Genomic DNA, 11,551 nt, shown 5'->3' with positions numbered 1-11,551 from the left:
TTATTTATATAATCCTTATTATTAGATTTTTATATATTTTACTCTGATTAATTTTTAATAAAATATTCATGTATCACGTTTGTTACTTTTGATTAATTAGTTGTTTTACTTTAAATTAATAACTTTGACAGTGGTGAGTAGTTGTGAAGTGTAATTAAAGAGTATTTTTATTGATAAAAGAAAATAATTTTTAATTTTTTGAATATATTTTTGGTAATAGTGATTGCACTTAAGTATTTTTTGTTTTTGATCATTACTTAGCTGTGATCATGTTGATTATAATTATTTGAAAATATGGGTAAGAATCCAATTAATTTAAAGATGAATGGGTGCTTATCATATTTTTTGTCATCAAACCATATTAAGTATTTTACTTTAATAAACATAATATATAACAAAAGGATTAATGAAAAGGAAAATTTATTTTATGCTAGCTACGTCTAGTCTTTTAGGATTTGGCTCATGTAGAAAAGGTGACTCTGAAAAAATGGAACCAACGCAAACAGCTCATGCTCTTAAGTCAGATTTGAAAGCATTTTTAATTAAAAATAATACTTATTCAGAGATGGGGAGGATAATTGCTAACTCCGTATTTGATAGTAAAATTGTTCAAGAGGTTTATACTAATACCAAACTATCCTTGTCTCTTGGTTTAGATGAGACATTTTATTTAAAAGATATCGTAAATGATGTTAAGAAGATCAATAAAAATATAAAGAGCGATCTTTTTATCTCATTAATTAATGAAAATTTACAAAATAGCCCTGTCTCATCTAAACAAGCCAATTCTAAAGGACTTGCAGGTACTTCTGGAATTGATAAATTGAAGATTTTGTTAAATGAGGCAGATTACCAAATTTATTGGCCATATGTAGAAGATTGGGATGGAAAAGAAAAGCCAGCAATTGTGTTTATAGATGAAACTAATGAGAACAATGATAAGATCGCTGCGCTAATACCTTTAAAAGATAATCCTGTAAAATTTGATACCATTATAGTGGATGAAGACTATGCAAAGAAACATCCAGTATGGGTGCTTAGTAAAAAGTCAGATTTAAGTTACAGTGAAATTCCAGCACTTGCGTCAGGAGAAAGGACAAAGGGTAATGTATACTTCTCTGAAATTAATCATTTAGAGGATAAAGTATCGGTTTCAAACCAGAATTTAAAATCTAATGTAAATTTAGTAAGTAATACCGCCACGCAGATATATAATGTTAAATTGGGTAGATTTATGGCCACAAAACAATGGGATCCATGGTTAAAAGGTGGGTCAGAGTTTTATCTACTTTTTACAGAAACGTCAGTTAATTCTAATGTTGGAGGAAATGCAAACGAAATTGGAGCATCAACTTCAATAAATATGATTTTTGTAGATAGACCTAGAAAAACGATTAGTAAAAAACGATGGGTAGATGTTTATAAAAATGCGGTTTCAAACTGGAGACCAGAAGTTCATAAAAGTACTTTAGTGATAATGGAAAAAGACTGGGAAGGTTGGGGAGTTGACGAACGAAAAATTCCTTATGACATTCCTGTCACTGTGCAAGGAAAAACTTATAATATAAAGGGTGATATTATAATCGAAAAACGTGATGACCATATCACAACAAAAGTTTATGATCGAAATTATATTTTTTCAAATTTGAATTTTTCTAATAATAATTGGACTACTTACAGCGAAAATGGTGTAAATTGGACACTTCCATATACAATTGGTACATCGATAACTAACTAGGTTTTTATAATTATTATGAAAATATCTTTTTTAACATTAAGCTTAATTCTGTTTTCCACCTATTTATGTCTTGGACAGGAGAGGAAAAATTCAATAGGATTGACTTCGGACTTTCAGCTTGAATCACCTTCTTATAATCTTTACTATGGATTACAGGGAAAACATGATTTTAATAAAAGACACGCTGTTCAATTACAGTTTGGTTTTAGTGATGCAAATATAGGTTTTGTAGGAGCAGACTACCTCTATAATTTATTTTTATTAAAAGAAAATCCACTTATATATGTTGGAGGAGGGACTGCGTATGAATACATGACTAAAGGTAAAGGAAATGAACTGTCTTTTAATGCTCAGGTAGGATTTCAATTTAAAATAGGAAAAATTGAACCTTATATAGGTTATAAATCTAAATTCTATTTTGAGGCAGAATCTTTTGATCCAAACTTTTTAACTTTAGGGGTAAGATACAGACTTTAGTTTTATAAAATCTCAATTCACGTTTAAATTATGTGAAAACAAGAAAGGGGTAACATCAAGTTTACCCCTTTTCTATTTGTTATTGAATATGGCATGGAGAGGTTTTTTGGTATCCTTACGAGTTCCTTGACAGGCAGGCTAATAGATGGGTGTGTCCAAATATTAGTAATACGTTGGACAATATTATTGGAAAAATACACTTTCTGTTGATTCCTCGCTTTGATATTTTAGGCCTACGATATCAAAGCGAGGAATAAAGCCAACATGCTCTTACAAGTTATTTCTTTTTAACAAATATGTATTTGATATTGTACCACGCGACTTCATCATGCTCATTCTTCATATCTTCAGGCCCTTTAAAAAAGGGCGCTTCATTATTAAAATACTGTGAATATTTTACTTCACCTGAATTGTGACCATTTACACCTGATGCGAAAGGTGGAGTGTTCTTCTGAAAATTATAGAAACATACATAATGCTCTAAAGTATCGCCTTTTTTTATGCCGTAAAACTCCCAAAAATCTGCATAACGATTCCAGCGGAAAACACTATCCTTTCGTTGTTCATATCTGAAATCATTGATTTCATACTCATATGGCCTTTCTAAAATACTATCTTTAGTAACAGTTAATGTATCGTAAAAGTAATCAGCCAGTTTGGTTGAATTCCAATAAGATTCTGGTTTTTCAGAGGCAGAAACATCTATACCGCCTTTGGAAGAACCTTTAAACGCTTTAAAATCGATGACTTCTTTTCGCAAGTATATATAGGTGTCTAACATAGCCTTCGGTTTTTCTTCAGGTTTTTCCGGTAACTCGGGCGTATCGTTAGTCTTACTGCATCCATAAATGAAAACAGCAACGGGAAATAAAAATAGGATGAACTTGGTTGTTCTTTTCATTAAATGATTATTTTAATTTAAGTAATGCAATTTTTAGTTTTTTATTGTTTTAACTTGCGTTTATTTCTTTAAACAATAGTCGAAGGTAATAATATTTAAGTTAACATCTGTAGATCAATGGATACAATTCTGCTAGTTGTAATATTATTACAAGGTCTTCAAATTCAATATAATCCAACATTGGTATAATTCCTATTGCTACCAGCACTTTGTCAACCACTGCATTTAACTTCCTTTGATTTTCCAAGAGGGGATATACGGTTCAGCGATACTGAAACAGTCATTATGCATGCAAATGATTTAAAAGAGCAGTTCCGTATCAGAGATGAAGATTATAGATAAAATAAAAATACTATCTTCGTCTTATTAGACAATCAATATAAACGATTTGCAAGCATGATCATCAAAAAAACTTTCGGTGTTATTTTGCTCTTACTAGGTTTGTTTCTTGCATTTGGTCTACTTAAAGACAGCAGATTGATGCTTTTTGGTAGTAAAATTAGAGCCGATGTCATTGGGATAGATAGTGTAAAAAATAAACGATTCGGATACGTACATTACCCGATCCTTCAATTTTATTATAAGCAACAACAAGTTCGTTTAGTAAAGGATTTAAAGAGTGTTGACCCCCAAAATGTACCGAAGCATATGGAAATCTATTATGCGGAAGGCATTGGTGTTAGTGATGGTTTCACCGTTACTTATGCTATCTTTTCGATCATCAGCATCATCATGATCATCTTTGGCATCATCGTCATTCGTACCAAACATCTTTTCTAACCTGAAAACAGCATTACAATTCTTAGCTTAATCCTAAAATTTAAGTTCATAAACTTGGACACGTCTTCTAAGAATGAATTATTCAGACAGCTTATACGTTTCTATTAATGCTTCTGCGATAGGAACATCAGCAGGGGCTAGCGTCCATTTTAATAAATCTGGAACTTCGATCCATTCTATTTGATCATGATCCACTAATTTGATTACAGCATCTTCTGTTTCGCAGCGATAGGATATCAGTTCAATCGTCTTTAGATCGTACTGATGGATGACCGTTTTAAAATGATTTTTAACTGTCACCCTCAAATCTAGTTCTTCTTGAAGTTCTCTCGCTAAGCATTCCTCATAAGTTTCACCTTCTTCCAATTTTCCACCAGGAAACTCCCAATATCCACCTAAAGATTTCTCGGGTTTTCTACGGCAAATCAAAATTTGTTGATCCTTTATAATAAGACCGCATAATACTTTAGTCATACCCATGAGTTTATTTGTTATTCCAATATTAATCTTCTTTTTTTACCTGTATTAGCATGATGTCTTTTTTATTTTCGAAATGATATTCCTTCGGAGTATGAGCAATTCGCTAAATATTAGGGGTTGATCGCCCCCCAGATCATTACACTAATTAAAAAGTAAACTGCAAATGCAACAATAGCGACACCGATTGCTTTTAAATATTTAAGGCTTTTACTGTCATCATTTCTTAATAATTGTATATTATATATATAACCAACAGCTCCAATGAGACCGCCCAACGCACCACCACCAATAAATACGATTGAAAAGGGAAATATAACCAGTATAGCTTCATACCATTTAAGTTTCTCTACGATGTTATATTTATTGTTATCAATTACCAGTACAGGTACAATGTCAGGGTATGCAGGTTTAGCGTAGGCCTTTACGATCTCTCCATTCCTATCTGGTATTAGAAAGGGTTTTCCTTTTTCAGTTGATCGCTCAACAGCCATATCGTCTTTGTAAATAATCTGTTTACCCGTCCAAAAAGCTATATCGAGTTCAAAATTTGATTCAGGAAAGGCCGGTAATGTAAATTGATGTTTCATTGAATGTTATTATTAATATTTTAATTCTAGTGTCGCACTAGGAATATTTATTGGGATAGACTGTTTTAGCTCTTCAGCCATTGCTATTTTTTGACTAAAATCTTTTCCTGTCCAAAAAATGATAGAAGTTATGCGCAATAAGCATCCAAGTAGTATGGTTGCTTTCAGCATTCAGAACAATCATTAATCGGTTGATAAAATGGCGTAGCCATAATTATCAGACCAGCCCGATTTTAAGGGTAATAATTTTCGTGTGTGCGCTTCTCGCAACATTCCAACCTTTTCTAATACATGAATAGAACCCGTATTTGCCACAGCACAACCAGCTTCTATTCTATGAAGGTTTAAATCGTCAAAACCAAAAGCTATTATTCTTTTTAAACTTTCTGTTGCATAGCCTTTATTCCAAAATCTGGGATCCAATTTGAACCAGACTTCCGCATTTTTATATTTCTCTTTACCTAAAGTAATTCCGATTAACCCGATAAATTCGTTTCCTTGTTTTTGTTCAATAGCAAATACGTATCTTTTGTTTTCTAAAGTCCAGCCTTCAACAATTTCCCTTGTTTCATTTATATCTTTAGGAATTCCTAGCGTATTGAATTCATCGGTTTCAGCTAAACTGTGTAGACGGTGAATATTTTCTATATCTTTTTCTGAAATTGGTCTTAAATATAATCTTTCAGTATTAAAATTTAATTCTGTCATTTTTGATATCTATTTCGTTTTAGTACTTTGATTTTATTTTTTCGGTAATGCTAGTCTAAGTGGTAATGTATAACTTACAGCTGTTTTAATACCTTCAATTTTTGCTACTTTCCGGTTTTTAGCCTCAGAAAGCTTTTTCACGACCTGGTCATCCAGATCAGTATTCGCTAGGATGGATAAAACTAATTCAGTATTTGTCTTTCGTATCTTCAAAAACACATGTAAACTTAGTGAATATACCCCTGATCCGTGTAAAATAATAATCCTCCTCTTTTACTCGTTATTTCTTTTAACTGAACAAAATCAACATCAATAGCTTGATATAACATGATTTGTACATCGTCCTTTAATCTATATATAGCCTCTGGTAATTTCCCTATTCTTGTTCCATTTAGATTAATGATATTGATTTTCTTCAGGTCACAAATAGATTCGGGAAATTTTTCCAATTTGCTATAATTAAAGTCTAATTTCTCTAGTCCATCCAAGTTTCCAAAACTTTTTGGAAAGTGTGTAATAGTCGATGCCCTTGCATTGATTTCTTTAAGGTTTTTGAGTTGACCGAAGGTTTCTGGAAAAGTTGTTAACTTACTGCTTTCAAGATTTAAGTAACTTAAACTTGTCAAGTGTCCAAATTCATTCGGCAGATTTTGGACAGAAGATGAAAGCCATAAATATTTTAGATTTTTAAGATTGCCTATCGAAGGGGGCAGTGTTTTGAATTGACCAGCTACTAACCAGAACTCCAGATTGGATAAGTTTCCGATATTATCTGGAATTGATTGTAAAGACTGTCCCTCGATCCACAAGTGTCTTAGATTTTTTAAATTTCCAAATGACTGAGGTAATGTTTGCATTCTATGTTCTCCGGTTATTTCCAAAGTATCCAATTTAGTCAAGTTATCTATATCAGAAGGTAATGATACCGTAGAGGAACCAGAATTCCAAAAGCTTAATCGTGCAAATCGTAAATTGGCGCATGTACTGAAACTCGCTGGTAAATAGGCTTTTTGGGCTCTTATATCCAAAGATTCAAGCTTTTTTAAATTTCCAAAATCATTGGGTATATCTGTAACAGTACACGCCAACGTCTTAAGATTTGTTAATTTCCCCAAAGTACCGTTGAAATCAATATTTCCAGCATACTCTATTCTCAAATATTCTAAAAAACTTAAGTTTCCGAAAGATTTGGGCATTTTAAGAGTCCGATTTTCAGTCGCACTATAAAGTGGAGTAAGATGGAGACTCTTGAGTTTAGTCAGATTTCCAAAGTTTTCTGGAATGTTCAGATCTTTACCAACCCCATCCAAACTTAGTTCTTCTAGGGCTAGATAGTGATCACCAAAAACTGTGGGCACATCACGTAGAGAAGAACCGCCTAATATCAGCTTTCTTAGGTATGTGAAAGCCTTCAAAGCAGGAAAGCTTTCCACCTCATTAAATCTATATGCAATTCCTGAAGCTTGCATATTGAGCTCAATGACATGTCTATTCTTATCTTCAACTACTCGGGAAGTTCCTCTTCCCATTTGTAATTCATGCAATGCTTCATCTTCCTGGTAATTTCCTGTTTTAATTACTTTTGAAAAGCGATAGCTTTTACCCCCATAATTAATAAGGTACTTGATTTCATACTCCGTGTTAGCAAACCCATGCACCTCTATGGTTGGATTATCTTCAACATTAGGTCTAAAATAACCGTCGTGATACATACTGTGCAAGTGACCGACAGGTTTGTCAATTGACCATTTGCCGATATCTTTATACTTCTCGTCAACGGCAAAAAAACGTATCGTCTGAAAATGATCCGGTGTATATTCCTCGATTTTGATCTCTAATTCCGGAATTTTTACGACAACTGAACTGCTGCTTGTGCTTTTATTTGAATGGGTCACCGTCCAGGATAGTGTATATTCTTCCCCTGGCAGTCCCAAAAATAGTGTGTTAGGATTATCAGGATCTTTAATTTCAACAAACTTTTCCATCAACTTACCTTTTGCAATTTGCCAGCTTCCCTTTTCGTTTTTCTGTAGGGCATTACCCTTTAGCTGTACTGTAAATTCGCTATATAATTCTGATGGATCAGCTTGAGCAGCATACTCTGTTTTTAATATATCTTCCTTTTCCTTGCTACATCCTAAAAAAAATAAAGCTAAGAAAGTAACAATAAAAAACCGCCTTATTATATTATAATTAAAGTACATGATTAAGGTTGTGTTACAAATTTAAAAATATTAGAACGAACAGCATTTTCGGACTTGTCAAATACAATCACTTGATAATAGTATGTTTTAGATTTCCCTAAGGGATTAAAGAAAACAGCATACTGATTGTTGTTTTGATTTTCAGCATGATATAGCAAACCTCCCGTTTGTTTATACATAACAGCAAGATCATCATGTACATATACCTGTACCTTTTTGTACGGATAGTCTGCTAGTGAAAATGAAAGTATGTATTGACCTTTATCATAAATTACTTTATTTTCAATTTGCGAAAAGGCGTCTATTTCATTGTAAACGGTATCTTTTTTACAGGAATAACATAGATTCATTAATAACGCGATGATACCCATTGTTATGATTTTATTGAATTGACATTTCATATATAGTACCATCTGTAAATTGTAGGTTAGCATTTAGATAATGTTTGTTTTTGTAAATAAACATACCGCCATAATATTCATGAGGTACGGTCTTAGGAAGAACAACTGGCTTCAAAGTATTAGTCTTGATTTCGTACAACATAAAGTTGTTTAATCCCATGGAAACGAGTATATTGTTGTTGTAATTTAGAAGGCCAGCAGGAGAATAAGGATAAGTCTCATTTTTATTACCATAACGGTATTGTTCGGTAAGTTTAAAATTTGTCGGATCTACTGTGTAAATAACGAATGTAGACCCGACATAGAAGCCCTGATCCAAGACATTTGTTTGTCCAAAAGCATAAAGTTTTCCTGAAACAGATATAAATTGATAGTTTCTAAAATTATTATCAAAAGTTGTTAAATATTCAAAGCTTTCCGTTTTATTATTATACTTAACCACTTCGTTGGTCGTATTATTTTTCGTATGGGAGATTTTATCAATACGGGTATACGCCTGATATATGTTTTTATTGTGTTCAAACAAACATATGCTTTCGTATTCATGACTTTCTTTCTTTTGAGGTTTACTAAAAAAGTGAGTTGCAAATTTAGTATTCTTCACATCAAATGATCGGCTCAATAATTCATATCCATTAAAAGGATCGGGAGCTTCAACAGGTAAGTTATGTGTTACAGGCTGCGCCTGAAAAATTATTTTATTCTCCAAGGTTAAGTAATTGGGTGACATGTATCCCAATTCAATAGGTATATCGGCTATTTTCGACATACTGCTTGTTTCCATGTCTAGAATTGACACCACGTTATTCGTGAAATAGTAAATTTTATCATTAATGACAAAAGGATTTAAATTTCTCAAGTGTGTCGCTTTGAGTTGTAAAGTAAGGGCATTGCCTTTATAGCTAAAATCAATAGCTTGTCCCATCACTTCTTCTCCTTTATACAGAACCCGCATCATGTAATTTCCAGCTGGCAGGGAAAAGTTACCTGTTGCAGTAATTTGATAATTGTCTTGTTCCACCAGCTTTGGATAATCCAGTAATAAGGTATCACCACCAAGAAGAATAGCAAGATCATGTAAATTGATATTGTTCAGGTTTTTTCCTTCAACCGTTGTTTTATATTTTCCAAATTCATCATAAGTCACGTCTGTATTAGACCACTTGAGCGAAAATTCAGAAGGAAACAAAGCAGTCGTAGTTACTTCTTTACTATATTCAGCTACAATGGTCTGATTGTCATACTCGGCAAAAGGCCGAATAACATACGTTGATTCAGGGTCCAGTTGATCAATCAGTACAAAAAAAACTCCATCTTTACGTACTGCTTCAATTATTTTGACCTCTTGCGGATTTTCTTTTTTATAGTATTTTACTCCAGACTTATTATAGCCCAAGGCTGAGATCTCGTAGGTCAATGAAATTGAATGATCTCGTATACTAACGATAGACTCTTTAATAATTTGGGCTGAAAGTACTGTGTTTTCCTTTTTACAAGAACCACAGAATAAGATCAAACCCAAAACAATTGAAAGTTTAATATAGTTGACCATTTGACTTCGTTTTGATGTAAATAAAGTTTAAATTATTTAATGACCATGTCTGCTGATAATAAAAGAATAAGTTGTAGGAATTATCTTTATTTTGGGTGACAGTCATAAATCTATGCATTGGCAATTCAGGATATTGTTTTGAGGACAGGACTTTTAGGTTTTTATCATATTTATTTATCGTGCCATAAGTACTGATACCACCTCCATCTTCTTGACCATATACGACAAGATTGTTATCATTATCAAAAAAAGCACCTTTAGGTATAAGATTTACCGCTTGCTTCGTTTTAGATAAAATTTTGCCATTTATATCAAATTTAAAGTATCGAAGGTTGTAATAAAACAGATCATACCCCCACAAATAAAAATTATCATCATTATCTTTAATAAGCGAAGACATCAAATAAAGGTGATCTGCCTCATAGCCTGGATATTTACCATCAAACTTAAAGGTATTGAGCAGCGAACCTTCGGAATCTGTTTTTTGAATCTGTATATCCGAATTGTGGAAGTTGTCAAAGCAATAATAGATTTTTCCGGCATTATCAAATTCAATTGCTTTTATTGGATAATCTGAGTGTTTACGTTTCCAGACGACCTGATAATCATCTTTATTTATTTTAAGTAGATTTCCCAAAGCGGTACCAATGATTATTTCACCTTGTGCATTCAATTTGGCTGCGGTAAAATAATCTTCCGTTGGAATAGTCTGTAATGTGATTGGCTTTTCGTTTAGCAATGTACCCTTATTGGCATCTATTGCATATAGATCGCGGCCTACCAATAAGAGCGCATTCTCTTTTTTATCAGATAAGATAAATTCAAAAGGTTTACCAAAGTACTCTAGATCAGCGATGAGTCTATACCACAAGATCTCCCCCTGCATGTCCGTACGGTATACAATAACTTTAAAATAATCTTGGGTAGCAATATTATCATGCTGTAGATAAGAACAGATAAGATGACCACTATCATCCAATAAACGCGCTATACTTGGGTTGGTTAGACGGGACTGTGTATGTATTTTATATTCTTTATAATACATATTGTCATCCTTATTTCCTCCCAGCGTTTGTATAGTAGACGATTTCTCTACTTTTAAACCAGAAGAAGAAATAGCCTGCACCATGATGTTGTAGTTTTTATCCTCTTTCAGATTAATCACACTGTATTTTGTGATACTAACATCCTTAGCCACTAACTTTCCATCCAGGTAGATCATGTAGGATACCGGATTAAAATGTGAACTTGTTATTTTTTCCCAAGAAAATTCAATAAAATTTTTACCTACCGCACTAACAGATAATGTTAGTGTGTTTAATTTTTCCTCTTGTTCAGTATATTGATCCGGTTTGTTTCCAAGACTTTCATCTTTCGAGCAGGCTGCTAGTAACATCACCAAAAAACACAATAGAAATAGATAACCGAATCGATTTTGTATAATTTTTTTCATAATATAAGCTGAGGTAAATATATAACATTTAAAGAAATTATTATTATTTCATAACAACTTTTTTTATCCAAATCCATATAGCAACCACTGTTCGATTTTATCCAAATCCAGACGGTAGAAGCTTCTCGTAGCTGACAAATTCTAACGGTTTATTGATTCCGGAGCAACTGTGCTACTAATGGTATTTAATCGTTTATTTTAGATCTAGTTGTATCAAAGATGGGCTGGTGCACTTTTTTAAATAGTAGCCGAAACCGGGGATTTTTTGAA

At 32.8% G+C, this 11,551-nt stretch carries 12 protein-coding genes; 3 read left to right on the top strand and 9 right to left on the bottom strand.

The features are described 5' to 3' along the window. The first annotated feature begins 406 nt into the window (after positions 1–406). Together FHR29_RS11465 and FHR29_RS11460 are read left to right on the top strand one after the other, a co-directional pair. Positions 407–1,738, top strand: a complete 1,332-nt coding sequence (locus FHR29_RS11465) for a hypothetical protein (RefSeq protein WP_132845953.1) — start codon at positions 407–409, stop codon at positions 1,736–1,738. 15 nt (positions 1,739–1,753) lie between these two features. Continuing rightward, positions 1,754–2,215, top strand: a complete 462-nt coding sequence (locus FHR29_RS11460; RefSeq protein WP_183914770.1) for a hypothetical protein — start codon at positions 1,754–1,756, stop codon at positions 2,213–2,215. A 277-nt stretch (positions 2,216–2,492) separates the two neighbouring features. On the opposite strand, the gene FHR29_RS11455 is transcribed toward FHR29_RS11460, so the two are convergent. After that, positions 2,493–3,116: a hypothetical protein gene (locus FHR29_RS11455; RefSeq protein WP_132845648.1), complete on the bottom strand. Its 624-nt coding sequence runs from the start codon at positions 3,114–3,116 to the stop codon at positions 2,493–2,495. A gap of 396 nt (positions 3,117–3,512) precedes the next feature. Between FHR29_RS11455 and FHR29_RS11450 the strand changes: the two genes are divergently transcribed. Beyond that, positions 3,513–3,896: a hypothetical protein gene (locus FHR29_RS11450; protein ID WP_183914768.1), complete on the top strand. Its 384-nt coding sequence runs from the start codon at positions 3,513–3,515 to the stop codon at positions 3,894–3,896. Positions 3,897–3,974: 78 nt separating this feature from the next. On the opposite strand, the gene FHR29_RS11445 is transcribed toward FHR29_RS11450, so the two are convergent. The 8 genes from FHR29_RS11445 to FHR29_RS11410 form a co-directional block, all read right to left on the bottom strand. Next, the gene (locus FHR29_RS11445) at positions 3,975–4,370 is read right to left on the bottom strand and encodes a (deoxy)nucleoside triphosphate pyrophosphohydrolase (protein ID WP_260292062.1); all 396 of its coding nucleotides are present in this window, start codon (positions 4,368–4,370) and stop codon (positions 3,975–3,977) included. Between the two features lie 116 nt (positions 4,371–4,486). Beyond that, entirely contained in the window at positions 4,487–4,963 is a 477-nt protein-coding gene (locus tag FHR29_RS11440) for a hypothetical protein (RefSeq protein WP_183914764.1), read from the bottom strand. Positions 4,964–5,146: 183 nt separating this feature from the next. Then, entirely contained in the window at positions 5,147–5,671 is a 525-nt protein-coding gene (locus FHR29_RS11435; RefSeq protein ID WP_132845656.1) for a GNAT family N-acetyltransferase, read from the bottom strand. A 33-nt stretch (positions 5,672–5,704) separates the two neighbouring features. Further along, on the bottom strand, positions 5,705–5,884 hold the full coding sequence (locus FHR29_RS11430; protein ID WP_183914762.1) for a hypothetical protein: 180 nt from the start codon (positions 5,882–5,884) through the stop codon (positions 5,705–5,707). A 14-nt stretch (positions 5,885–5,898) separates the two neighbouring features. Then, positions 5,899–7,875 carry a leucine-rich repeat domain-containing protein gene (locus tag FHR29_RS11425; protein WP_183914759.1) on the bottom strand — a complete coding sequence of 659 codons (1,977 nt, stop codon included), beginning with the start codon at positions 7,873–7,875 and terminating at the stop codon, positions 5,899–5,901. A 2-nt stretch (positions 7,876–7,877) separates the two neighbouring features. After that, positions 7,878–8,246 (bottom strand): hypothetical protein, encoded by a 369-nt coding sequence (locus tag FHR29_RS11420; RefSeq protein WP_183914757.1) that lies wholly within the window; start codon positions 8,244–8,246, stop codon positions 7,878–7,880. A 10-nt stretch (positions 8,247–8,256) separates the two neighbouring features. Next, on the bottom strand, positions 8,257–9,828 hold the full coding sequence (locus tag FHR29_RS11415; protein ID WP_183914755.1) for a hypothetical protein: 1,572 nt from the start codon (positions 9,826–9,828) through the stop codon (positions 8,257–8,259). Beyond that, the gene (locus tag FHR29_RS11410; RefSeq protein ID WP_183914753.1) at positions 9,812–11,281 is read right to left on the bottom strand and encodes a hypothetical protein; all 1,470 of its coding nucleotides are present in this window, start codon (positions 11,279–11,281) and stop codon (positions 9,812–9,814) included. The genes FHR29_RS11415 and FHR29_RS11410 overlap by 17 nt, the downstream gene beginning before the upstream one ends. Between the last annotated feature and the right edge of the window lie 270 nt (positions 11,282–11,551).

Origin of the sequence: Sphingobacterium sp. JUb56, from assembly GCF_014191365.1 — a bacterium.
Taxonomy (GTDB): domain Bacteria; phylum Bacteroidota; class Bacteroidia; order Sphingobacteriales; family Sphingobacteriaceae; genus Sphingobacterium; species Sphingobacterium anhuiense.
This window is presented reverse-complemented; position numbering and strand designations above follow the sequence as displayed.